This is a genomic window from Hymenobacter perfusus, assembly GCF_003944765.1.
GTDB classification, from domain to species: Bacteria; Bacteroidota; Bacteroidia; order Cytophagales; family Hymenobacteraceae; genus Hymenobacter; species Hymenobacter perfusus.
In genome coordinates this window covers 418,990-442,530 of record NZ_RWIU01000003.1, presented here as the reverse complement: position 1 = coordinate 442,530, position 23,541 = coordinate 418,990, and the positions used below count along the sequence as shown (strand labels likewise).

Annotated in this window: 19 protein-coding genes; 13 read left to right on the top strand and 6 right to left on the bottom strand. The window is 60.6% G+C overall.

Annotated elements, in window-relative coordinates:
• Positions 1–188 precede the first annotated feature (188 nt).
• On the top strand, positions 189–899 hold the full coding sequence (locus EI293_RS11735; protein WP_170170351.1) for a DUF481 domain-containing protein: 711 nt from the start codon (positions 189–191) through the stop codon (positions 897–899).
• A gap of 89 nt (positions 900–988) precedes the next feature.
• Here EI293_RS11735 and EI293_RS11730 read toward each other — a convergent pair whose 3' ends face one another.
• Together EI293_RS11730 and EI293_RS11725 are read right to left on the bottom strand one after the other, a co-directional pair.
• The gene (locus EI293_RS11730) at positions 989–1,639 is read right to left on the bottom strand and encodes a zinc ribbon domain-containing protein (protein WP_211339564.1); all 651 of its coding nucleotides are present in this window, start codon (positions 1,637–1,639) and stop codon (positions 989–991) included.
• 66 nt (positions 1,640–1,705) lie between these two features.
• Positions 1,706–2,218, bottom strand: a complete 513-nt coding sequence (locus EI293_RS11725; RefSeq protein ID WP_125437814.1) for a DUF2628 domain-containing protein — start codon at positions 2,216–2,218, stop codon at positions 1,706–1,708.
• A gap of 166 nt (positions 2,219–2,384) precedes the next feature.
• Between EI293_RS11725 and EI293_RS11720 the strand changes: the two genes are divergently transcribed.
• From EI293_RS11720 to EI293_RS11705, 4 genes are all read left to right on the top strand, one after another.
• The gene (locus EI293_RS11720; protein WP_044001754.1) at positions 2,385–2,936 is read left to right on the top strand and encodes an RNA polymerase sigma factor; all 552 of its coding nucleotides are present in this window, start codon (positions 2,385–2,387) and stop codon (positions 2,934–2,936) included.
• Between the two features lie 30 nt (positions 2,937–2,966).
• Entirely contained in the window at positions 2,967–3,419 is a 453-nt protein-coding gene (locus tag EI293_RS11715; protein WP_125437812.1) for a hypothetical protein, read from the top strand.
• Between the two features lie 35 nt (positions 3,420–3,454).
• Complete coding sequence (locus tag EI293_RS11710) at positions 3,455–3,940, top strand: hypothetical protein (RefSeq protein ID WP_125437810.1); 486 nt, start codon at positions 3,455–3,457, stop codon at positions 3,938–3,940.
• Between the two features lie 182 nt (positions 3,941–4,122).
• Positions 4,123–5,313, top strand: a complete 1,191-nt coding sequence (locus EI293_RS11705) for an aspartate aminotransferase family protein (protein ID WP_125437808.1) — start codon at positions 4,123–4,125, stop codon at positions 5,311–5,313.
• A gap of 135 nt (positions 5,314–5,448) precedes the next feature.
• On the opposite strand, the gene EI293_RS11700 is transcribed toward EI293_RS11705, so the two are convergent.
• Positions 5,449–5,877, bottom strand: a complete 429-nt coding sequence (locus EI293_RS11700; protein WP_125437806.1) for a tellurite resistance TerB family protein — start codon at positions 5,875–5,877, stop codon at positions 5,449–5,451.
• 264 nt (positions 5,878–6,141) lie between these two features.
• On the opposite strand from EI293_RS11700, the gene pfkA reads away from it, so the two are divergent.
• Together pfkA and EI293_RS11690 are read left to right on the top strand one after the other, a co-directional pair.
• The gene (gene pfkA, locus EI293_RS11695) at positions 6,142–7,113 is read left to right on the top strand and encodes a 6-phosphofructokinase (RefSeq protein ID WP_125437804.1); all 972 of its coding nucleotides are present in this window, start codon (positions 6,142–6,144) and stop codon (positions 7,111–7,113) included.
• A 118-nt stretch (positions 7,114–7,231) separates the two neighbouring features.
• Complete coding sequence (locus EI293_RS11690) at positions 7,232–7,840, top strand: hypothetical protein (RefSeq protein WP_125437802.1); 609 nt, start codon at positions 7,232–7,234, stop codon at positions 7,838–7,840.
• A 4-nt stretch (positions 7,841–7,844) separates the two neighbouring features.
• On the opposite strand, the gene miaA is transcribed toward EI293_RS11690, so the two are convergent.
• The gene (miaA, locus tag EI293_RS11685; RefSeq protein WP_125437800.1) at positions 7,845–8,756 is read right to left on the bottom strand and encodes a tRNA (adenosine(37)-N6)-dimethylallyltransferase MiaA; all 912 of its coding nucleotides are present in this window, start codon (positions 8,754–8,756) and stop codon (positions 7,845–7,847) included.
• On the bottom strand, positions 8,753–9,889 hold the full coding sequence (locus EI293_RS11680; RefSeq protein ID WP_125437798.1) for a glycosyltransferase: 1,137 nt from the start codon (positions 9,887–9,889) through the stop codon (positions 8,753–8,755). The genes miaA and EI293_RS11680 overlap by 4 nt, the downstream gene beginning before the upstream one ends.
• A 119-nt stretch (positions 9,890–10,008) precedes the next feature.
• Between EI293_RS11680 and EI293_RS11675 the strand changes: the two genes are divergently transcribed.
• From EI293_RS11675 to EI293_RS11665, 3 genes are all read left to right on the top strand, one after another.
• A complete protein-coding gene (locus EI293_RS11675) occupies positions 10,009–14,094 on the top strand; it encodes a PAS domain S-box protein (protein ID WP_125437796.1) in 4,086 nt (1,361 codons plus the stop codon).
• An 85-nt stretch (positions 14,095–14,179) separates the two neighbouring features.
• Entirely contained in the window at positions 14,180–14,557 is a 378-nt protein-coding gene (locus EI293_RS11670) for a response regulator (RefSeq protein WP_044001748.1), read from the top strand.
• A gap of 106 nt (positions 14,558–14,663) precedes the next feature.
• Complete coding sequence (locus tag EI293_RS11665; RefSeq protein ID WP_125437794.1) at positions 14,664–15,431, top strand: MBL fold metallo-hydrolase; 768 nt, start codon at positions 14,664–14,666, stop codon at positions 15,429–15,431.
• Between the two features lie 14 nt (positions 15,432–15,445).
• On the opposite strand, the gene EI293_RS11660 is transcribed toward EI293_RS11665, so the two are convergent.
• Positions 15,446–15,928, bottom strand: a complete 483-nt coding sequence (locus tag EI293_RS11660; RefSeq protein WP_125437792.1) for a hypothetical protein — start codon at positions 15,926–15,928, stop codon at positions 15,446–15,448.
• A gap of 165 nt (positions 15,929–16,093) precedes the next feature.
• On the opposite strand from EI293_RS11660, the gene EI293_RS11655 reads away from it, so the two are divergent.
• From EI293_RS11655 to EI293_RS11645, 3 genes are all read left to right on the top strand, one after another.
• On the top strand, positions 16,094–17,659 hold the full coding sequence (locus tag EI293_RS11655) for an NFACT RNA binding domain-containing protein (RefSeq protein ID WP_125437790.1): 1,566 nt from the start codon (positions 16,094–16,096) through the stop codon (positions 17,657–17,659).
• 540 nt (positions 17,660–18,199) lie between these two features.
• Positions 18,200–22,333, top strand: coding sequence for a T9SS type A sorting domain-containing protein (locus EI293_RS11650; protein WP_125437788.1), 4,134 nt, complete (start codon positions 18,200–18,202; stop codon positions 22,331–22,333).
• Between the two features lie 124 nt (positions 22,334–22,457).
• Positions 22,458–23,507 (top strand): cytidylyltransferase family protein, encoded by a 1,050-nt coding sequence (locus tag EI293_RS11645; RefSeq protein WP_125437786.1) that lies wholly within the window; start codon positions 22,458–22,460, stop codon positions 23,505–23,507.
• The last annotated feature ends 34 nt before the right edge of the window (positions 23,508–23,541 follow it).

The window sequence follows — 23,541 nt, the reverse complement described above, 5'->3', positions numbered from 1 at the left end:
GCAGGCGGGAACAGGTGGGGAAAAGCGGCTGACTGGCAGGCATGTTGAGCGCCCACGCCCCAAAGGTAGCCCGCTTTGATGAGGGCAACGTGAGGCACGGCGGCCGTTTACTCCCGGCCCCGAGGACTACCTTTGCCCGGTAGCAGCCTTTTTGCGGCCTAAGCCTTATGCGTTTTCTTCAGCTTCTCTTGCTCCTCCTACTACTCGGCGGCGCGGCCCTGCCGGCCCGGGCCCAAAAGTCCGATACCACCATCATCCGCTACTCGGGGCAGCTTTCCGGGCAGTACACGTCGGGCGGCGTCAACCGGACGCTGTTTGCCACCGCCCATTCGGTTACGCTGCTGCGGGGGCTGCACTTTGGGGCGCCGGTAACGGGCAGCTTCACGTTTGGCAAGCAGGACGGGCGGCTGCGGGAGCGGGAATGGCTGCTCAACGCCACGCCCTACTACTGGAAAGGCCACTTCCGCTTCTACGGCATCGGGGGCTACGAGCGGAGCAATTTGCGCGGCATCGATAACCGTTACCAAGTGGGCGCGGGGCCGGGCTGGGCGTTTTACCAGGACTCATTGGGGCGCGAGGTGGCCGTGAGCAACCTGTTGCTGCGGGAGGCCACGTATTTTCAGGATGGCAGCTCCCGCACCGTGGCCCGCAGCTCTGCCCGCCTCAAGGTGGCCTACTCCTACCGCGTGTTCACGTTCAACTCCATCACCTTCTACCAGCCTAACCTCCAGGATTTTTCGGATTACCGCGTTACGCATACTTCGTCGCTGGCCCTGCGCTTTACCCCGCGCTTCGCCATCACCAGCACCTACGCCTACACCTTCGAGAACCGCATTCCGGAAGGCAAGCCCCGCGACAATACCAACGTCACCATCGGGGTAACTTACAACACGAAGTAGGCGACGTGTCTATCTATCACGGACAGTCATTCCGAGCATGCGGCGCATAAGGCCACATGCTCGGAGTGACTGTCTGAGTTATCGGCTATTTACTGCTTGCTGCCGCACTCGGCGCAGAAGCGCTGCCCGGGCTTCACGGAGGCCCCACAGTCGCCGCAGAATTTCTCCTTGGGCTCAACGGCGGCGCTGGGCTGACCACACTCGGGGCAAAACTTCTGACCGGGGTTGAGTTTGGCCTGGCAACTGCCGCACTGGCTTATTTGGGCCTGCCCCAGAAAATCGAGGTTCTGGGTGTAGTCCTGGGCGCGGGTTTTCGTTTGGATCTGCTCCCGGGCGGCCTGGCGCTGCTGGGCTGCCAGTTCTTCGTGCTCATCGGGGGCGCAGTCTTCGCAGAGGCCGGCGGTGTGGTTCCAGCATACATCGGGGCACACCCAGTGGCCGCAGCGGGTGCACTGCTTGAAATAGGTTTTGCCTTCCTGCACGGCCGTTTCCAACGCATCATCGTGGGCCTTGCCCCCGATGGCGCGCTGCACGTGGTAGGCGGCCGTACCGGCATCGTAAAAATGCCCGCCGAACAGGCTACCAGCGGCCCGCATCAACTCCCCGGCAATACCGATTTTGTTGGGCAGAAAGCGTGACATGTGGCCGTTGCGGCATTTGTCGCAGTAAAACTTGAACTGGAAACCTTTGTCGGTGCTAAGGTCGTCGTGGTTAGCAACGAACTGGATCATGTTGCTCATAGCTGGTGGCGGGGATGGAACGAGGGTAAAAGTAGGAGTTTACACTATATAGGTTTCAACTGCTATTTATCGGCCGGCCAGTTCTGCGTGCTGACTCAGCCATAAGTTAGCCCATACTACAAGCAACGCGAAAAGCAACACGACCAGTATAGCCCACCAACTGTTGCCTCCAGCCCGGCGCAGCCGTGCCAGCAGTTCCTCCCGGGGCAGGCCCAAGGCCAGCAGTTTGCGCATCTTTCGCTCGGCGTGCCACAGGTATAGGCTATTAGCAAAAAAACCTAACAAGGATGCGTTGACAAGACTTATCAGTACCGTAGCCCCGATTCCTCGCTGAACCCCAGTAACCTGCTTCTCGATTTCCGCTTCCAATGTCAGTAAAGCAACAATGAGCACCGATACTAGGTACATACGGCGGTACAGAAACCAGAATAAACCCAGAAAAAAGGCAGCGGCATTGAAAGTTATGTACTTGCCCTGTTGCCGCAGCCGCCACGTTTGCAAGTAGTATTCAGCATTGCGTCCGAAGAAATTCCAGACATACTCCTCCTCAATTTCCTGCGGTGTAAAAGTGGAACTCATGTAATGGCGGATTAAGAACTATCTGGCCAAATTACCGGATAGTTTCATACGCCACATGTGGTGCAGGCTGAGCTGGCGCTTTTTTTAGACCGCTCGTTAAACCCTCACCCACCCGGCCGCTCTAACCACCCGCAACCCGCCGCCCTAACCCCCGCTCCCCTGCGCCTTGGAAGACCAGGAGATACTCGCCAAGTTCCGTGACCCCGCCGCCCGCAACGTGGCCTTCAACCAGCTCGTGCGCAAGTACCAGAGCAAGGTGTATTGGCACGTGCGCAAAATGGTAGTCGACCACGATGACGCCGACGACCTGACCCAGGACGTGTTCATCAAGGTGTGGAATCATCTGGAGAACTTCCGCCAGGATGCCTCTTTGTTCACCTGGATTTACCGCATTGCCACCAACGAGTGTCTGAGCTTCCTGGGCAGCAAGCGGCGCAAGTTCTTCCTACCCCTCAACGATGTAGGGGCCGAGCTGACCGCCAAAATCGAGGCCGATGAAAGCTTGGCCGGCGACGAGGTGGAGCTGAAGCTGCAGAAAGCCATCCTGCGCCTGCCCGATAAGCAACGGCTGGTATTCAACCTGCGCTATTACGACGAGATGCCCTACGAGCAGATGGCCGAGGTAACCGGCACCAGCGTGGGCGCCCTGAAGGCCTCCTACCACCACGCGGCCAAAAAAATTGAGCAATACATCAACGACCACGCCCAGAACGATTAAACCCGGCGGCTCCGGCCGCTTCTAACTGCCATGAACACTCCTTTTCGTCTGGATGAACACCGCCGCCGGCCCCAGCCGCCGCTGTCCTTACCCCCGGACCGATACTTTGAGCAGCTGCCTACCCGCATTATGCAGCGCGTACCAACTGCGGCCCCGAGCCCGTTGGCCGGCGGGTGGCTCACGGCCCTGTCGGCCCCGCTACGGACGGCCCTGGCCTCGGCGGCTGTGCTGGGGGGCTTCGCGGCCGCCTTCCTGCTGAGCCCCGGCGCCACCGTGCAGCCCCTGGCTACCGCCTCCCTGGCGCAGGTGCCCCGCGCAGAGCTGGTGCAGTACCTGCTGGCCAGTGAGCAGCGGGTAACGCTTGCCGATCTGGCCGAGCTGCCTGGGGCCGCGCAGAACGCCCCTACTGGCACCTTACAGGCCTCGCCCGAGGAGTTGCAGGAATTGCTGGACGCTCAATCCGCCGAAGAAGCCTATCTGTAAGCTGTACTTTCACCGCCTGCTTTATTTCGTTCCCGATGAACTATTTCCTCCGTACCCTATTACTGTTCTGCTGCTTAGCGGCGCTGCCGCTGGCTGAAACGCACGCCCAGGGCGGCCAGCGCCGACAGGAGCGCCTGAGTCAGCTCGAAAACGCCCGCATTGCCTACCTCACCGAGCAGGTTGCCCTCACCCCCGACCAGGCCCAGAAATTCTGGCCCCTCTACAACGAATTCACGGCCAAGCGCCGCGACCTGAGCCGCCGCCTCCGCCAGCTGCGCCCCGCCAATACCGACGGCCTCAGCGACCAGCAGATCCGGGAAAGTCTCAACCAGTCGTTTGTGCTGCGCCAGCAGGAAATAACGCTGGAGAAAGAGTACTTCGAGCGGTTCCAACGCGTAATCAGCGTGCGGCAGGTGGGCCGGCTGGCCCTGGCCGAACGACAGTTTACCAAGGAAGTACTCAAGCGCGTAGCCGGCCGCCCCGGTATGCCTGCCGGTGCCGCCGACGGCTTGGACGATTGACAACGGCTCCTGCTTCCTGAATCCGTAGAAAAAGGCTGCTTCGGCGGCCGTTTTTTTGTTGATAGGGCAGTAAGCAGACCAAGCACCCGTACCTTTGCGGCCCGTTTTTGTTGTTCCGGTACCGCCGCCGTTTCCTTCGTCTCAGCTCACCAACCGAACGGACCGGCCGAACCATTCTGCGTATGCTCACTCCCCGCCAGCTTTTCCTGCGCCATCAGGCCCAAACCTCCGATTTTCCCTTGCTGCTGGAAATTGAGCGGGCCGAAGGCGTCTACATGTACGGTCCCGAAGGCCAGCGTTACCTCGACTTGATTTCGGGCATCGGCGTGAGCAACGTGGGCCACCGCCACCCGCGCGTACTCCAGGCCATTCACGACCAGCTCGATAAATACCTGCACCTGATGGTGTACGGCGAGGTGGTGCAGGCCCCGCCGGCCCGACTGGCCCAGGCCCTCACCGCCACCCTGCCCGCCCACCTCGACAACGTATTCTTCACCAACTCCGGCACCGAGGCCGTGGAGGGCGCGCTTAAGCTGGCCAAGCGCCATACCGGCCGCACCAGATTGCTCAGCAGCTTCAACGCCTACCACGGCTCCACCCACGGCGCCCTCAGCATCACCGGCTCCGAAGGATTTAAGAATGCCTTCCGGCCGCTGCTGTCTGATGTCCACCACTTCCGCCACAACCACTTCGAGGATCTGCAACTCATTGACGAGCACACTGCCGCCGTAGTCATCGAGACGGTACAGGGCGAGGCCGGTGTGCGGCTGCCCGCCCCCGGCTACCTGCCGGCCTTGCGCCAGCGCTGCACCGAGGTGGGCGCCCTGCTGATTCTAGATGAAATTCAGTGCGGTTTCGGGCGCACGGGCACGTTCTGGGCCTTCGAACAATTTGGCATCGAGCCCGATATTCTGCTCACGGCCAAGGGCATGGGCGGCGGCATGCCCATCGGGGCCTTTATTGCGCCGCAGCACATCATGGCCGGCTTCAAAACCGACCCTATTCTGGGCCACTGCACTACGTTTGGGGGCCACCCGGTTTCCTGTGCAGCTTCTTTGGCCACGTTACAGGTTATTCAGGAGGAAAACCTGCTGGCCGGCGTAGCCGAAAAAGCCGCCCGCTTCCGGGAGCGGCTGGTACATCCGGCCATCCGGGACGTGCGCAACTGCGGGCTGCTGATGGCCGTGGAGTTCGACTCCTTCGAGGTGCTCAAGCCCATCATCGACCAGGCCCTCTGGCAGGAGCACGTACTCACCGACTGGTTCCTGTTCTGCGACAACTCCCTGCGCATCGCCCCACCCCTCACCATCACCTTCGAGCAGATTGACGACGCCTGCGCCGCTTTGTTGCGGGCGGTGGAAGCAGTAAGTTAGAAGTGAGATGTTAGAACTGAGAACCCAGAAAGCAATAACTGAGAAGTGAGTTGCCGAACACGCCCTTAAACGGACCTTTCAGCAACTCACTTCTCAGTTCTCACCTATCAGTTTTAGATTCTAGGTTCTAACTTATCAGCTCTCCAGAAACGCCTGGGTGTCTTCCTTGATCTGGTCGCGGGGGAAGCCATCTTTCACGCCTTGCGAGATGCGTCGTACCAACACCTGCACCACATCTTTGCGGAAACCGAGCTTTTCGGCCATATCGATGCAGAAATTCATTTCGGTATCGTCCACTACGCCGTCGGCCAGCATCATGTCCACGAGGTCGAATATCTGGTCGAACCGCTCCGAGTCGTTTTCGGGGATGATAAGCCGGATGGCCCCGGAATTGCCGATGATGGAGCGCACTTCGTCGGCCCGCATGCCATTTTTGCGACCTACGGCCACAATAAAACTCATTTCCCGCTCGTCGAGGTGGCCATCGGCTTTAGCCAGGGCGGCCAGGTTCATCAGGTGGCTTTTAACTTTTCTGGTTTGCTCGTTTTCAAAAAAACCAAACATACGGGCGGGCATTAGGCAGTTGCGGATGGGAGGAACGGGCCGGACAGCAGCACTGAGCACGCGAGGCGGCAGTGGCACTTAGTAAGGTAGCTTTTTGACAGAAGCAGTGCAATAGGAAGCATACGCAGCCCGGCAAAAAACAGCCGCCCACCGAGGCTATTTTATCTTTTACGGAGTCAGAGGCTGAACATTCCCCCGGGATTTGCCACCTTTGCCCGGCCCGGCTCCGTCGGGTATTTGTTTGAGTCCCCAAGAGGAAGTACAATGAAGCGTATTGCAGTTTTCACCAGTGGGGGCGACGCGCCCGGCATGAACGCCTGCATCCGGGCCGTGGTTCGCACGGCCGTGTATCACGGCATCGAAGTATATGGCATCATGCGCGGCTACAGCGGCATGATTAAAGGGGAGTTCGTGAAGCTGGACTCCGCTTCCGTTTCTAATACCATTCAGAAAGGCGGCACCATTCTGAAATCGGCCCGCAGCCAGAAATTCATGACCAAGGAAGGCCGTCAGCAGGCCTTCGACCAACTGGTAAACCACGGTATTGATGGACTGGTGGCCATTGGGGGCAACGGCACCTTCACGGGTGCTACCCTGTTTGAGCAGGAGTTTGGCATTCCGACCGTAGGCGCGCCCGGCACCATCGACAACGACCTGTATGGCACCGACTACACTATCGGCTACGACACGGCCGTAAACACGGCCCTCGAAGCCATTGACAAGATCCGGGATACGGCCGACTCGCATGACCGGTGCTTCTTCGTGGAGGTAATGGGCCGCGACTCGGGTTACATTGCCATTCCCTGCGCCATTGGCGGCGGGGCCGAAATTGTGATGATTCCGGAAACCCAGATGTCGACGGATGCTGTGATTGACAGCCTGAAATCCAGCTGGCAGCGTTCCAAAACCTCCTTTTTGGTAGTGGTAGCCGAGGGCGAGGAAGAAGGTAACGCCCACCAGGTGGCCCAGCGCGTGAAAGCCGCCATTCCGGAGCTGGACACGCGCGTGACCATCATCGGCCACATTCAGCGCGGGGGGGCACCGTCCGCTGCCGACCGGATGCTGGCCTCACAGATTGGTATTGCCGCCGTGGAAGGCCTGATGAACGGCATGCGCAACGTAATGGCCGGCATCGTGGACCGGAAACTGGTGTACACGCCCTTCTCCGATACTATTCACAAGAAGAAGCTCATCAACCAGAGCTTTATGCGAATGGTGGAAATCCTGAGCGTGTAAAAACTTATTGGCTCCGCCATTCAATTCCCTGCCGGATACGCTGTATCTGGCAGGGAATTTGTCTTTTACTGTATCTGTAAAAAAGTTCCTTTTCCTCTACTTATTTCTTTTCCTGATCATGCATAACCTCTATTCATGTTTCACAGCGCTGGCTACCTGCGCCCTGTTTCCTGTTACTGCCTACTCGCAGCAACCCGCCGCTGAGCAGCCTACTCACCGACCCGCGCTGCTGCGGGCAGGCGTGGGCCAGTCGCTTAATGGTACCGGTGACTATAAAGTACTAAAGGCCCATCTGGAATACGCGCCGCAGCTGGGCCAGCATTGGCGGCTGGGCTCCCGAGTGGCGTACATCGGGGGTAATGAGCCGTATGATTTCGGCGGTGGCTTCACCATTCCGCAATCTTACCGAGCCGTTAATCTGGAGCAGGAAATCTACTGGCTGCCGTTCGGTAATAATAAGACGGTAGAATTCAGCCTCGGGGCGGGCGTAACGGGCGGTTACGCTAAGCTCACGAGCTTTTCCTCAGCCTGGGTACATGATGGTGAATTTGGCTACTCGGCGCGCTACGAGCGAGGATTTCAGGTGGGCTACATCGTTTCTACCGGCCTGGACGTAGCCCTCAACCCAGACCGCACCTGGCGACTGGGCGGGCGCTTGGCTCTGCAAAACGATACGCGCGGCAACATTCTGCCCGGCGCACAGCTCCAGATCAGCCGGGCACTATAACCTACTACGCCTTTATCCATCCGCCTTCTTTATGCGCCAGCCACTGGTATTCCGCGTCGCGGCGGAGCCAGGTGAGCTGGCGCTTGGCGTAACGGCGGGAGTTGCGTTTGAGCAGGCGTACGGCCTCGGCGTACTCATACTGGCCCTCGAAGTAGGCGAACAGCTCTTGGTAGCCTACCGTCTGGAGGGCGTTGTGGTGGCGGTAGGGATAGAGGGCGCGGGCTTCGGCTTCGAGGCCCTGGGCCAGCATCTGGTCCATGCGCGCGTCAATACGCTGATACAATTCCTCCCGCTCCCGGGTCAGGGCAATTTTGATGATCCGGAAGGGCCGGTCGGCGGCTTTGGCGGCGTGGAAGGAGCTGAATGGCTGCCCCGTACCCCGGCAGATTTCTAGGGCCCGCACCACCCGTTGCGGATTCTGGCGGTCGATGCGGGCGTGGGTTACCGCATCAAGGTGAGCCAGCTCTGCCACCAGCGGCTCCAGGCCGTGGGCTTCCAGCTCGGCCTTGATTTGCTCCCGCACGGCCGGCTCCACGGCGGGCAAAGCGTCAAACCCCTCCGTCACGGCCTGCAGGTACAGTCCGGAACCGCCCGTGAGGATAACCACTTGGTGGCGCTGAAACAGGTCGGCCAGTACGGCCAGCGCGTCCTGCTCGAAGCGGCCGGCGTTATATTCCTCTGTAATGCTGTGGGAGTTGATAAAATGGTGCGGCACGCCCTGCATTTCCGCCACCGTCGGCTTGGCCGTACCAATGTTCAGTTCCCGAAAAAACTGCCGCGAGTCGGCCGACACGATTTCGGTACCGAGCTGCTGGGCCAGTTGTACGCACAGGTCGGTTTTGCCCACGGCAGTAGGGCCGGTAATGACCAGCAGCGTGGGACTGGTAATGGCGGCGAGGTCGGAAAACGGGTTCATAGGGAGGAATCAGAAGAAGAAAACAGGCCCGTGTACAGGCGCAGCAACTGCTGCTCTTCATGCTGCCAGCTGAGTAAGGCACGAGCCTGACGGCAGTTTTCGGCCAACTGGTGGTAGCGGGCCGCGTCGCCGCCGGGCAGCAGGCGGTTAAGGGCGGCGGCCAGCGTGGCCGGCAGCACATCGGGCACGAGGTCGGCTACATCGTACTGGTCGTTGAGGGCCCGGTACTCGGGGAAGTCGATAACTACCTGGGGCACGCCGGCGTGGAGGTAATCGAAAAATTTATTCGCCAGGGAGTAGTAGTAACTCAGACCCATATTTTCGAGCAGGTTGAGCCCTACGGTGGCGTGGCGCGTCAGTTCCCGCAGCTCCTTCGGCAGCACGTAACCCCGGAACTCCACCTGCCCGCTTTGCAGCAGCCCCAGCCGGGCGGCCTGCTCCCGCAATTCCTCTGACAGGTCGCCTTCGCCGCAGATAACCAGCCGGCCGCGCACCTGTGGCATGGCCTCCAGCAGCGGCTCCAGTCCCCGCCCGGCGTTCAGCGCCCCTTGGTACAGAATAAAGCCATCGGCCGGGGCAGCAGCCGGAGCCGGGGGCAGTGCATCGGCCATAAGCCAGCTGATGTTGCGTACCACGGCCACCGGCCGGCCGTGGCGCTGCTCAAATACCCGGGCCAGGGCCGGCCCTACGGTATATACCAGAGCAGCCCGAGGCACAATGAAATTTTCAATTTTGCGCCAGACGCGCTGCACGGCCGGGCGGGCTACCACTTCGGGCACTTCCGTGAATAGCTCGTGCGCATCGTAGATGAAGGGCTGCCGGGCCAGCCGGGCCCGCAGCCACACCGGCAAGGCCGTATCCAGGTCGATGGCGCACCAGGCGGCGGCGCGCTGCCCCAGCAGCCGCCCCAGCAGCCTCAGGTTGTATTCCAGGTAAAACAGCTTGCCTCGCGTGAAATGGCAGCGCAGCCGCTGCTGGCGGTATGGCTGCGGGGTGAGCGGCTGCGAGGCGGGCCACTCCCGGCCAATCAGCAGCACCTCATAGCCGGCCCGGGCCAGCGAGCCACAGATGCGCTGCATCCGCTGGTCGTAGTTAAGGTCGGTGGTGACGGTGAAAACCAGGCGTGGCGGCACAGTGAGCAGAGAAATTCCCGGAGCGGGAAAAGCGGTAGTTTCAGGAATTGTCGCAAATTTAAGAACTTCATTCGGTGCCTCTCTCAAAAAGAGCCGGCCCGGCGCAGCCCGCTATACCCATGTCTACCTTTCCGAGTACATCGGCCGCCGTGCCCTCCCACGGCTCCAGCCTGGCCCCCGAGGTGTACCGGGCCCTGTTCGAAGACTCGTTCGATGGCCTGTTACTCTACGATTCTACCGGCACGCTCATCGACTGTAACCACCGCGTGGTGCAATACCTGGGCACTACCCGCCCGATGCTGCTGGGTACGGGCCTGATGGCATTCGCCCTTGTTCCCGAACCCGCTTCCCCCATCCAAATTACTTCCGAGCTGCACCTGCGCGAGCAGCTGATGGAATGCAGCCGCATAGGCGACAAAAAATCCATGCGCTGGAGCGGGCACCGCTCCGACGGGCTGGGCCTGGAAGCCTGGGCCACCATCAACCGGCTCAGCACCGGCCACAGCCCCTTGATTCTGCTAACCCTGCGCGACATTGTGCAGTACGTTCCCGCCACCCCGGCTCCCAGCGCCTCGCTTCCGCCCGAAGTTTCCGCCAACCTGAGCAATTTTTCGCGTGGCCAGTTCCGCGACGTCCTCAGCCGGGCCGGCATGTGCTACCTGCTGCTGGACCGGAACGCCCGGATTCAGGACGTGAATGAGTATTTCAGCGAAGTAACCGGCCGGCCGGCCGCGACGCTTATCGGGCGCGATTATTTTACCCTGTTCGCCCCCCCGGCCGAGCAGGAGCCGCGCCGGTTTGCTTTTCACCACGCCATCGAGCAGGAGCAACTGCAGGATTTCTTTGAACGCTCCCTGCTCACGGTTTCCGGCCAGGGCCGCACCTTCTTCTGGCATTCGGAGTTTGAGCGTGACGCGGCGGGCCTCATCAACGGCATCCTGTTCGTGGGGCGCGACATCACCGATAAGCAGGTGGCCGTGCGGGCCCTCACCGACAACCGCAACCGCCTCCAGGACTTCCTCGACAACGCCCACGACCTGATTCAGAACCTGAGTGTGGACAACCGCTTTCTGTTCGTGAACAAGGCCTGGAAGGAAAAGCTGGGTTACGAGGACACCGACCTGCCCCACCTCACCCTCTCCGACGTGGTGCACCCGTACTACAAGGCCAAGCTGCTCTACCAGTTGCGCAACCTGTACAAGGGCGAGAAGGTGAATAAGCTGGAAACCGTATTCCTGACCAAATCGGGCAAGCCGATTCACCTGATCGGCTCCATTTCGTGCTCCTGGCAGGACAACGAACCGGTGAGCACCCGCGCCATTCTGCACGATATTACGGACCGCATCAAGGCGGAGCGGCTGCAGAAGGTATATTACAGCATTGCCAACTTGGCCATCAGCTCCAAGGACCTGCATTCCCTCTACGGGGCCATTCACCGGGAGCTGAGCAAAATCATTGAAACCAATAACTTCTACATTGCCCTCTGCGACGAGGCCCGCACCCAACTCCAGTTCGCCTACTTCGTGGACCAAAACTCCCAGGGCGACCAGAGCATCATGGCGCGGCCGTTTTCCTCGGGCGTGTCGGAGTACATTATCCGCACGGGCCGGCCGCAGTACCTACTGCGCGAGGAGTTGCAGGAGCTCATCGGCAACGGCACCATTACGGCTTACGGGCTGATGCCGGAGGTGATGCTCTGCTCGCCGCTGAGTATCGGGGAGCGGATTATCGGGGTTATTGCGGTGCAGGACTACCAGAAGGCCGATGCCTACGCGCCCACCGATATTGAGATTCTGCACTTCATCTCCAACCAGGTGGCCCTGGCCATTGAGCGCAAGCGCAACGAAGTGCAGATTCAGAAGCAGAACGCCCGCCTGAACGCCATTTTCGAGAGCGGCTCCCACCTGATGTGGTCCGTGGATACCCACTCCCGCCTCTCGTCGTTCAACCGCAACTACGCGGCGTACTTCCTGCGACGCAACGGCGTGTACCCGGCCCTCAACATCAACCTCTGGCAGGCCGATGTAGCCCTGATGGAAGAGGACGCCCGCGAGGCCTTCATCGACAATTACCGCAAAGCTTTCCAGGGCCACCCGCAGCGGTTTGAGGTGCGCCTGCGCGACGCTCGGGGCCTTGATACGTGGCGCGAAATTTACCTTAACCCCATTTACCTCGACGACGGCTCGTTCGAGGAAATTTCGGGCATTGCCCACGACATCACCGATCAGAAGCGCAGCCAGCTGGAACTGGTGGCACAGGAGGAGAAGTTCCGGGCCATTTTCGAGTCGTTCCAGGATGTGTACTACCGCACCGATGGGCGTGGCATCATCACGCTGCTCAGCCCCTCGGTGCTGGATATGCTCGGCTACGCGCCCGAAGAGGCCATTGGCCACTACATCGGCGACTACTACATGTACCCCTTAGAACGGGCTACGCTGCTGGAAGAAGTGCGTCAGAACGGGGAGGCCCGCAACTTCGAAATAGCCATGCGCCACAAGGACGGCCACTCGGTGAGCGTGCTGGTGAATGCCCGCCAGGTGCCCGGCAACGGCGAAGGCGGCACCGAAGGCATTGCCCGTGACATTACCGGCCTCAAGCAGATGCAAAGCGACCTGCGCCGGGCCAAGGAAGCCGCCGAGCAGGCGCTGGAGGCCAAAACGCTGTTCCTGGCCAATATGAGCCACGAGCTCCGCACGCCCATGAACGGTATCATCGGCATGATTGACCTGCTGCACCAGACGGTTTCCTCGGAGGAGCAGGAGGAGTACGTGGACACGCTACGCAAATCGTCGGATGCGCTGATGGCCATTCTGAACGATATTCTGGATCTGTCCAAAATTCAGGCCGGCAAGCTCCAGCTCAGCGAGTCGGGCATCGATCTGCACTACACGCTCGACAAGATTCACTCCCTGTTCGCCAACCGGGCCAACCAGAAGCACCTCACCTTCACCTACCACATTGCATCCCACACGCCACGCTTCATTATTACCGACGAAACCCGGCTGTTGCAGATTCTGAGCAACCTCACTTCCAACGCCATCAAATTCACAGCCCAGGGCACCGTCAGCATCGTGGTTTCGTCCACAGTGACGGATGGGGAGGAGCACTTGCTGCGTTTTGCCGTACAAGATTCGGGCATTGGCATCTCCGAAGACAACGAAAAACTGCTGTTCACCAACTTCACCCAGCTCGATACGACCCCCACCAAAGCCTTCGGCGGCACAGGGTTGGGCCTGGCCATCAGCAAGCAGTTGGCCGAGCTATTGGGCGGCGAAATCGGGGTGTATTCCAATGTGGGCGAAGGCTCCACGTTCTGGTTTACGATGCAGTGCCGGGTAGCACTCAACGAGGCCGAAATTGTACAGGAGCGCCTTACTGCCCGGGAGCGGCCGCAGGAGGTGGTCCGCTTCGAATCAATGCCCCGCATCCTACTCGTTGATGATAACCCTATCAACCAGAAGGTGGCCACCCGCCTGCTCGATAAGCTGGGCTGCGACATTGTTATTGCCTCCGATGGGTTTGAAGCCATCAGCCGGGCCACTGCTCCCGCGGCGCGCTATGACCTGATTTTCATGGATATCCAGATGCCGGAAATGGACGGCGTGACGGCCATGAAGGAAATCCGGCAGCGCCTCGGTTCGGCCTGTCCGCCCATCGTGGCCATGACGGCCTACTCCATGAAAGAGGATGCCGAGCGGTTTGTGCAGCAGGGCATGGATGACTACGTTTCGAAGCCCGTGAAGAGCCAGGACCTGTACACCATTCTGCGCCGCTGGATGGCCGGCCCGCCCCTCGCCGACTCACTCAAAAACACTGCCGGCGCCCCCGCTACCACCACCCCGGAACCGGCCCCCGCCCCGGCCGATTGCATTGACCTGGATGTGGTGGAGCAGTTGCGCCAGCTGGGCGGTGGCGAGTTTGCGGCCCAGCTCTATGCCGATTTCGAGCAGGAAGCCGCCGACGTGCTGGCCGAAGCCGCCGCGCTGGTGGCCGCTGGGCAGTACGAACAGATTTTACCACATTTGCACCAGCTAAAAGGCACCGGATTTACACTGGGCATTCGGAACGTGGCGGAAAGTGCGAAAGACCTGGAACATGAGTTGAAAAACGGCCGTACGGAAACTACTCCGGAATCATTTCAACAATTACTTGGTTTTTTTGCACAATTTAAGGCTGCATATCCCGTCCTTACGCAGGCTCCTTAACGTTACCAGTGCGTGAGCCCCGCATATTGCCTCTCTTCATCTACCCACAACCCTCACCTCCCCCTCCCCCATACTCTCCCTCCCCATGGCCGATTCTAAAACGATTCTGATTGCTGAGGACAGCTCCGTTATCCTGAACCTGACAAAGAAGATTCTTGAACTCCAGAAGTACCGCATCGTGTCGGCCAAAAATGGCGGCGAGGTTATCAAGCAGATTGAGAGCCAGCCCATTGACTGCGTACTAATGGATATCAATATTCCGGTGAAGGATGGCATGGAATGTACCCGCGAGATTCGCCGCAACGCCGATCCGCGCATTGCCAAAATTCCGGTTATTGCCATTACCGGCAATGCCAACAACTACTCTATGGAGCAGTTCCGCGAGGCCGGCGTAACCGATTACCTGCCCAAGCCGCTGGATTTCGACGCGTTGGTGCGCGTGGTAAAGCAGTACGTAGGCTAGTCTGGAAATGAGACTATGAGGGGTGAGAAGTGAGACTATATTCTGACGTTCGCGCCATACGAACATGGTCTCATTTCTCAGCTATCATAGTCTCCCTTCTCTTCATATGGAAGTTACTTTCCTCGGTACGGGCACGTCGCAGGGCGTGCCTGTGATTGGCTGTAGCTGTGTCGTGTGCCGCTCCGTGGACTACCGCGACAAGCGGCTGCGGGTGTCGGTGCATTTGCAGGTGCAGGGCAAGAGCATTATCATCGACTCGGGGCCCGATTTTCGCCAACAGGCCCTGCGGGAGCACATCAACCACCTTGATGCGCTGGTATTCACCCACGAGCACAAGGACCATACCGGCGGCCTCGACGACATTCGGGCCTATAATTTCCGCCAACAGCGCGATATGCCGGTGCATGCTGAGCCGCGCGTGCTGGAACAATTAAAGCGCGAGTACGAGTACATTTTTGCCGAGCGCAAATACCCGGGCATTCCGCAGGTAGAGCTGCACCCGATCCTCAGCGACACCGACAGTTTCCGGGTGGAAGGCGTGGAATTCCAGCCGATTCGGGCCCTGCACTACAAGCTACCGGTATTGGGCTTCCGGGTGGAAGGCTTTACGTACGTGACGGACGCGAATCACCTCGGTGCGGAGGCCCTGGAGCAGATGCGCGGCTCGGAGGTAATTGTGCTCAACGCCCTGCGCCACGAGAAGCACATTTCGCACTTTACGCTGCAGGAAGCCGTGGATATTCTGGAAGACTTAGCCCCGCGCCGCGCTTATCTCACCCACATCAGCCACCAGCTAGGCCGCCAGCGCGAAATAGAAGCTACCCTCCCGGACTTTATCCGGCTGGCTTACGATGGGCTGCGAGTAACAGTATAAGGCAGAACCGGACACTAATTCCCTGTGCGGTTGATGCGGAACCACAGCGTGAAATCCGATTTGCCCGGATACACGCCCCGGCCCAGCGGCTTCACAATTTCCCAACGTTGGTAGGTAAATACGTAGCGCCGGTTATTGGCTCGCACGCTCATGGTATCCAGCCAAGTCGGATTAGGTACCCGCTGGGCATTAAATGGGGGAAACACTACCCGTTGCTCCTGGCCCCGGGCATCGGTTACGTTGAGCTCCGGCCATGCGGAAGGACCTACGAAGCACATCATTCCTTCCGGGCAAAAAGTGTATTTCAACTCTTCCAGCCGCACCGTCAGTTCAGGCTGGGCCAGGCTGGGCAGGAATGCCTGTTGTTGATGTTGCAGCGAGAAATCGGCCTCAAAAGCCGCCTCAGTGTCAGCTAGAGCCAGTTCGGGCTCTACGCTTGCTTTCTGGCAGCCAGCCAGGTTTAGCACGGCCAGCATCGGGAGTACTACTTTTTTCATGCGTAATAAGGAATAAGGTGGTATAGATGCGCATAGATGATACCGAAGCAGAGTGCTACGGTTGCATGCGGGAGTGGTAGTTTTACCGCTTGCCGCTGGTAACGTATCCGACGGCAGGCTGCGCTGTTCCGGTTTATTTTTCTTTTCTGCTCTTTCCGCCTTCCCGTGCATACCAACCACTATTTCCTGCGCCAACTGGCTCCGGCGCTTACCCAACAGTTGCAGGGCTACCGCGTAGCCACCTGCTTTTCACAGGAAAAGGATGAGCTGGTAATTGGCCTGACGAACGGCCTCGCCGAGTGCTGGCTGAAACTAACGCTGGCGGCGGCCGGCACCCTGATTGCGTTGCCTGAATCGTTTCACCGCGCCCGGCAGAACTCGGTGGATCTGCTGCCGGAGCTGCTGGGCCAGCAAGTAAGCACCATAACGGCCTGGCCCCAGGACCGGGTGCTGCAGATTACGTTTCGGAGCGGAGCCACGCTGGTGCTGAAGCTGTATAGTACCCGGCCCAACGCCATTTTCCGGACGGCCCCCAACGCCCCGGCCCAGCTTTTCCACCAACGCTACCTGCCCGATGCAGAACTTGCCCCGGCGCCACCAATGTCTGGTTCCGAACTGCCAGCCAACCCGCTCAAAGCTTATCCCAGCCTCGGCGACCTGCCGGTGGCCTACCTGCGCAAGCAGGACTACGACGCAGCCCCACTCGAAACCAGGTGGGAACTGATGCGCCAGGTAGTTCGGGAACTGGAGCACCCCGCCGCATTCTATATTGTTCGGCTGGCCGGGCGCACCCGCCTGAGTTTGCTGCCGGTAGGTGATATTGAGCAGACGTTGCCCGCGACGGACCCTATCGGGGCACTGCGCAGCTTCGGGCCGCTGCTGCTGAACCGCCGTGCTTACGAAGCGGAGTTGCACCAAGTACGGCAGCTGCTGGAAAGGCGGGCCGACGAAGCCGCTACCGCCGCCCAACACGTGCGTCGGCGCTTGTACGCGCTGGAAAACACGGTGGGCTACCGCCAGACGGCCGATCTGATTATGGCCCACCTCAGCCAGATTCCAGCCGGGGCCGCGCAGGTGGAGGTGCTGGATTTTTACCAGAACGACCAGCCGCGCCTCATCAAGCTGAAGCCCACTGAAACGCCCCAGCGCACGGCCCAGAACCTGTACCGCAAAGCCAAGAACCAGCAGCGCGAAACCCAGGAGCTCAGTGCCCGGGCCGAGCGGCGCGAAACCGAAGCCTTGACGGCTCTGGAGCGCCTGGAAGAGCTGGCGGCCCTACCCGCCGGCGAGTTACGGCCGCTCCGGCAGTGGCGCAAGCAGCACGCCCTCGACCCCGCCACGGCCGCCAAAGCCAATCCGCAGGAGTTACCTTTCAAGGTATTCGAGGACAGTGGCTTCACGATTCTGGTGGGCCGCAACGCCGAAAATAACGACCTGCTCACGCAACGCTACGCCCACAAAGACGACCTGTGGCTGCACGCCAAGGACGTGACCGGCTCCCACGTTGTTATCCGGCAGCGGGCCGGCCAAACTATTCCAACCCCGGTGCTGGAACGGGCTGCCCAGCTGGCCGCTTGGTACTCACGCCGCAAAAATGATTCACTCTGTCCCGTTACCTACACGCCCAAAAAGTTTGTGCGCAAGCCCCGCGGAGCCAAGCCCGGACAGGTGCTGGTAGAGCGCGAAAAGGTAGTGCTCGTCGTGCCCGCCAATCCTTTTGAGCGAGAGTAGCAGGCTCCACTATGCCAGGCTGCCAAAGGCCAAACTTTATTCAGAAGATAAAGGCGGCAGCAACTCTCTAACAGCATAAAGGCCGGCCCCGAAACTGACTATTGATAGTCAGTTTCGGGGCCGGCCTTTATGCTGTTATTGGCTCGTTTTCTTCCCGCAGCAGGTTACAGCCTGCGACCTACCTATGTAGCTACCTTTATTTATTGCTATTACGCATCTCCTTATTGTTATAGCTAATTCGATATAGGGAACAATCCTATTTGATAGTGAAATAGCAGAAAGCAGGCTAAACCGTATGGTCATTCACAATTTACCTTTGTAAATCAAGCAATTACTCAACACTACTAGACTTTTTGGAAGCAGTGACGAGCTTAACGCAAAATCGTTTTTACTATTTATATAGAATATATAACTTATATAAGAAATGTCCAAATTATTAGAAACGTTCTATATCATTGCACTGAATCGGCTTACTGTCTGGTTCATTCTTCTGCTTCGGCTGAACCTGTTCTTCTGCTTCACCATCCTCTTCCAAACGCTATGTTAACACCTTTCCCCTCCTCGTTGCCACCCCGACAACGCGGCCGGTCTTTGCGCCGGCTGCTCACCTGCTGGGGCATTTTTCTGGCCTGTTCTACCACCGCGCTGGCACAGTTTCCCCGGGTAGAGTCGTTTAAAAATACCGCTACCTCTGGCTCCGGCTTTCGGCTGGGTGGCAACCCCAACACGGCCGTGCTGACGGCCGCCAGTGGCCTCGACGCCAACGGCTCCGGCTACCTGCGCCTGACCAGCGACGCTGACAATCAGGCAGGCTTTGCCATTGATAACGCCTCCTTTCCGGCCCCATCGGGTTTCAGCATTTCGTTCGAGTTCTTCTCGTACGGAGGCACCGGGGCCGATGGCTTTTCGGTATTCCTGATTGATGCCGATAAAACCTCGGCCGCCGCGTTTACCAGCGGCGCCTCGGGCGGCTCCCTGGGCTACGCCCAGAAAACGGAGTCACCCATCAGCGACGGGGTGCCCAACGGTTACGTGGGCATCGGCATTGATGAATTCGGCAATTTTGCCAACCCCACCGAAGGCCGCGTGGGCGGCCCCGGCTCCCGGCCCGATGCCGTGTCGCTGCGCGGCGCGGGCAACGGCCGCAGCGCCACCGATTATCCCTACCTGGCCGGGAGCGGCAGCCTGCCGTTCAGCCTCGACGTAGCCACCGTGCGCGCCCAGCAGGGTACGGCCGATTTCCGGCGGGCCTACATTGATGTAATTCCGCAATCCAACGGCACCTACCAGATTACGGTGCGTATTCAGCACGGCAACGCCGTAGCTACGGCCGTCAACCGCGTCACGATTTCGACGCCACCTTCCAACCTGCGGATTGGGTTTTCGGGCTCGACGGGCGGCAGCAACAACTTCCACGAAATCCGGAACCTGGCCATCGTGCGCGCCCCGTTTGCCAACGACGATGTGGCCGGCACCGTGTTCAACGTGCCGGTTTCGCTGAACATCCTCAGCAACGACGTGGCCCAGGGCAGCAACCTCAACACCAGCTCGGTTGACCTTGACCCCAGCACCACCACCCTCGACAACACCTTCACGGTAGCGGGCCAGGGCACGTTCACAATGGGCACCAACGGAGTAGTAACGTTTACACCCGTTGCTACCTTTGCCGGCGTGGTAACGGTACCCTACACCGTAGCCTCCGTGCTGGGCGACCGGTCGAGCCCGGCTAACATCACCATCATTGTGAAGGGAGCCGACCTGATTTCCAGCATCAGCGGACCCACCTCGGCCAGCCCAGGCGCGCAGATTACGTACAGCGTTAACACCAGTAACCTGGGCACCGAAACGGCCACTAACGTGGTACCCACCGTGCAACTGCCCACCGGCCTGACGGGCGTGACTGTATCCAGCGGTAGCTACAATGGTACCAGCGGTCTGGTTACGTTTGCCACCACGGCCAGCCTGCCCAGCGGCGCGGCTCCGGTAGTCAACACCGTTCGGTTTACGGCTCCCGCCTCGGGCTCCGTCACGGCCACTACCGGCGTCAGCTCCCCCACCCCCGATCCGGTCACGACCAACAACACGGCCACCATCACAACCGTGATAGAAGGCGTTACGAATGCTGCTACGGCCTGCGCCACGCCCGGCAAGGATGGCCCCGGCGCCCTCACCGGCAGCACGGTGCCCAACACGTATTTCCCGGGCGGGGCTACCACCGCCGCCAATGCCACCAGCCTGACGCTGGGCGCAGCCGTGGGCGGCACCACGCCCATCAGTGCCGGCGACCTGGTGATGATTCTGCAAACCCAGGGCGCTGACCTCAACACCGACAATGCCGATACCTACGGCAACGGTACGGCCGGTGGCAACGCAAGCGGCAACGTGGGCGGCAACACGTTCACGGCCGGCTATTACGAGTACGCCATTGCCACGAACTCGGTACCGCTTTCGGGGGGTACGCTCACGCTGGCAAAGGCCCTGGGCCGGGTGTACCAGCGGGTTGATTACAACGATGCCTCCAACCCCACCGGGCAGCGACGCTTCCAGGTGGTGCGGGTGCCGCAGTATTCATCCCTGACGGTAACTGGCACCGTAACCGGTACGGCCTGGAACGGCGAAGCCGGGGGCCTGCTGGTGCTGGATGTAGCCGGGCAAACCACGTTTGCCGGCACCGGCAGCCGCCTCGACATGAGCGGCAAAGGATTCCGGGGCGGAGCCTCCCGCCAGTACACCGGCAGCGCCGGCTACGCCGATGCGGACTTCCGCAACCTGGCCGGCACCACCACCGCCGGGGCGCATGGCTCGAAGGGGGAAGGCCGGGCCGGTACCCCACGCTACGTATTCAATGGCACCTCCGTGGTTGATACGGGCGTGGAAGGCTACCGCGGCGGCAGCGTGGGGCGCGGAGCTCCCGGCAACGCCGGCGGCGGCGCGGCCGACCTGCTGGCTACTACCACCAACGCCGGCGGAGCCGGGGGCGGCGGCGGCAGCAACGACGCGGCCGGTGGCCTCGGGGGCCGTAACAACGGCTCGGCCGACGGCACCATCCGGGCGGCGGGCGGAGCGAACTTCGCAGGTAGCCTGGGCCGGTGGTTTCTGGGCGGCGGCGGCGGGGCCGGCTCTATGGAAGAAGCCGGCACCCTCAGCAGCGGCGGCAACGGCGGCGGCGTGGTTGTGCTGCGCACCGGCTACCTCAGCGGTAGCGGCGAGCTGCGGGCCAACGGCGGCAACGCGCCTACCGCTGGTCTGACCACCAACTACACCAACGGCGGCGGCGGCGGCGGCGCGGGCGGCACTGTGGTGCTGCTGGCCACTAACACCGGCGGCGTACCCAATATCACCCTCACGGCCACGGGCGGTAGCGGCGGCAACGCCATTACCGGTTCCAATACCAACTACGGCCCCGGCGGCGGCGGCAGCGGCGGCTTTATCTTCAGCAACAGCAGCCTGGGCACCGAGGTAAATACCGGCGGCGCCCGGGGTAACACCGGCACCGGCACGGCGGCCTTCGGGGCTACCAGTGGCGGCGACGGTGCTCCCGTACTCAACGTCACCGATGCGGGCTCTACCATCATTGGCGGGTCCGGGCCTTGTCTGCCTTCGCTGTCGGTGGCCATGGCTACTTCTACTCCCAGCGTGCAGCGCACGGGCGGCGCGGGTAGCAGCGTACAGCCGGCCACGTTCACCATCACGGTTTCCAACACGGGTGGTCAGGCTACCGGGGTAAGTGTACTGGCCGCGCTGGCCAACAACATTGTCCGCTATGATGGCGGCTTCACCCCGGTTATTACCCTGCGCGACGCCAACGGCACCATTACGCCGGTAACCGGAGCCACGCTACCCAACAACAACGTGAGCCAGGCCGAGTTTGGCAACCTCACTATTCCGGGCGGGGCCACCCTTACCCTCACGTTCCGGGCCACGCTGGTGGCATCGGCCCAGGATAACTTTGCGTACCAGGCCAACGCCACGGTAACGTATGCCGACCCGTTCCGTACCACTGCCCCCGCCACGGTAACGCCCGGCGCCAACTACGCCGGCACCACCGATGGCAGCCTGGGCGCGGCCGGCGGCAGCAACTACTCGGCCTCTACCTCCACCAACGAGGACGTCACCATCAGCCGCCCCCTGCCCGTTACGCTGACCAGCTTCGAGGCCAAAGCTGCCGGCCAGGATGCCCTTCTGACCTGGACCACGGCCCAGGAGCTGAACAACGACCGGTTTGAAATAGAGCGCAGCCTCAACGGGGTTGACTTCGAGAAGGTAGGCACTGTGCAGGGCAAAGGCACTACCACCGTGGCCTCCACCTACCGCTTCCTCGATGCCGGGGCGGGTCGTCGGACCAGCAAGCTCCTCTACTACCGTTTGCGGCAGGTAGATCTGGACGGTCCCGGCACGTACTCCATGGTGCGCACCCTCCGCTTCGAGCGGGCGCAGGGTTCGGTTACGCTGTACCCTAACCCCCACCAGGGCCGCTTCACGCTGGACCTGCAGGCTTTGCCCGCTGGCACCTATCAGGTTGACGTGCTGGATCTGGCGGGCCGCCGCGTGTACCAGACGCAGCTGGGCGGCGGTCAGGAGCATCCGCTGCTGCCCGCGCTGCCGATGGGCTCATACATCGTGCGCGTGACCGGGCAGGCGGTGAACATCAACCTGCCGATGGTGAAGAACTAAAATTTTTCACCTTTCAGATAAAAACGGCCACTGCTCCCGGAGCGGTGGCCGTTTTTGTCTGCGGAATATTCTTGCATTAACCCGTTCCTCCTACCTTGGCGAGCCTATCCGTTTTCCACTGCACATGTCCGCTCTCAGTCCTTCCGCCCCCACTTATCTGACGCAGGAAATCCGGGCGGCTTTGCAGGAGCCGGAACCGGTGCTGGCCAACCTGAAAATCACACGTTGCCACTACTTACTGGCTCAGGAACTGGAACAGGTTTTGGGGCCAGAGGCCGGAGCAAACTTTCATTCCTGGGCCGTATGGGGCTCGCGCAAGGCCGGGGTCACGATCCGGCAGGAAGACCTGGACCAGGCCCGGCGCGACGGCACGGTGGTGGGCGGAATTGTCGGGAGCCTGGTGGGATTAGGGTGCGGCTGGCTGCTGAATTTTCCGTTGGTATGGCAACCCGCCGCCGCACTGCTGGGAGCCGTGTGCGGGGCCGCTGTGGGCCGCTTCATCATCCGACGCAGCCGCCGGGTATCGGCCCGGCTGATTCTGGCCGGCAACCGCACAGTGCTTGAGGATATCGGGCTGCAGTCGGCCCGCTTTATTGAGCTACTCCAGCGCGATGCTCCGGCCGGACCAACGGAAATAGAGGCGTTTCTACAGACGCTGCAGCCCGCGCCAGGCTCCACTCACAATCTGTTGCAACAAGCGTTTAGCCACTATTATCAGGCTCACCAAACGCCTGATACGGCCCGGAAACAGGAGGCAACGTACCTGGGCAATTGCTTTGCCGTGTGGCACGAGCACGTCCGGCTGGAACCGTACATTCAGGGAGCTATACCGCTCATTATTCGCCGGTGCGTGACGCAGCGGCTGCTACAGTTTACTATTGGTGATACTCACCTGGCAGTGGCGCATGACGTACCCTCACAGGTGCATCTACCGCTGACCGCCGCTACGCCGGCCCTGGTACTGCTGGCAACCGTCGGCGGCTCCTCGGTAGCACCCGGGCCGGCCTCTGCTGGCACCGCCGCCCACGACTGGACCCGGATTCAGCAGCGGATGCGCTACGTTTTTGCGCTGTTTCGCGCTTTTCACACCGATGTTCAGGTGCGTACCGCTCCGTACTCGGCTCCGCAGTTAGCCGCCATCAACGCTGGCCATTATCCAACCGGAGCGTTATAAGCAGGAGTGTATCCCTCCCCTAAACGCCAACGCG

What these genes read in the sequence shown, in the direction of transcription:
- EI293_RS11730 (WP_211339564.1), bottom strand. Translation starts at nt 1,639, where the DNA reads ATGAGCAACATGATCCAGTTCGTTGCTAACCACGACGACCTTAGCACC.
- EI293_RS11725 (WP_125437814.1), bottom strand. Translation starts at nt 2,218, where the DNA reads ATGAGTTCCACTTTTACACCGCAGGAAATTGAGGAGGAGTATGTCTGG.
- EI293_RS11715 (WP_125437812.1), top strand. Translation starts at nt 2,967, where the DNA reads ATGAACACTCCTTTTCGTCTGGATGAACACCGCCGCCGGCCCCAGCCG.
- EI293_RS11710 (WP_125437810.1), top strand. Translation starts at nt 3,455, where the DNA reads ATGAACTATTTCCTCCGTACCCTATTACTGTTCTGCTGCTTAGCGGCG.
- EI293_RS11705 (WP_125437808.1), top strand. Translation starts at nt 4,123, where the DNA reads ATGCTCACTCCCCGCCAGCTTTTCCTGCGCCATCAGGCCCAAACCTCC.
- EI293_RS11700 (WP_125437806.1), bottom strand. Translation starts at nt 5,877, where the DNA reads ATGTTTGGTTTTTTTGAAAACGAGCAAACCAGAAAAGTTAAAAGCCAC.
- pfkA (WP_125437804.1), top strand. Translation starts at nt 6,142, where the DNA reads ATGAAGCGTATTGCAGTTTTCACCAGTGGGGGCGACGCGCCCGGCATG.
- EI293_RS11690 (WP_125437802.1), top strand. Translation starts at nt 7,232, where the DNA reads ATGCATAACCTCTATTCATGTTTCACAGCGCTGGCTACCTGCGCCCTG.
- miaA (WP_125437800.1), bottom strand. Translation starts at nt 8,756, where the DNA reads ATGAACCCGTTTTCCGACCTCGCCGCCATTACCAGTCCCACGCTGCTG.
- EI293_RS11675 (WP_125437796.1), top strand. Translation starts at nt 10,009, where the DNA reads ATGTCTACCTTTCCGAGTACATCGGCCGCCGTGCCCTCCCACGGCTCC.
- EI293_RS11670 (WP_044001748.1), top strand. Translation starts at nt 14,180, where the DNA reads ATGGCCGATTCTAAAACGATTCTGATTGCTGAGGACAGCTCCGTTATC.
- EI293_RS11665 (WP_125437794.1), top strand. Translation starts at nt 14,664, where the DNA reads ATGGAAGTTACTTTCCTCGGTACGGGCACGTCGCAGGGCGTGCCTGTG.
- EI293_RS11660 (WP_125437792.1), bottom strand. Translation starts at nt 15,928, where the DNA reads ATGAAAAAAGTAGTACTCCCGATGCTGGCCGTGCTAAACCTGGCTGGC.
- EI293_RS11650 (WP_125437788.1), top strand. Translation starts at nt 18,200, where the DNA reads ATGTTAACACCTTTCCCCTCCTCGTTGCCACCCCGACAACGCGGCCGG.
- EI293_RS11645 (WP_125437786.1), top strand. Translation starts at nt 22,458, where the DNA reads ATGTCCGCTCTCAGTCCTTCCGCCCCCACTTATCTGACGCAGGAAATC.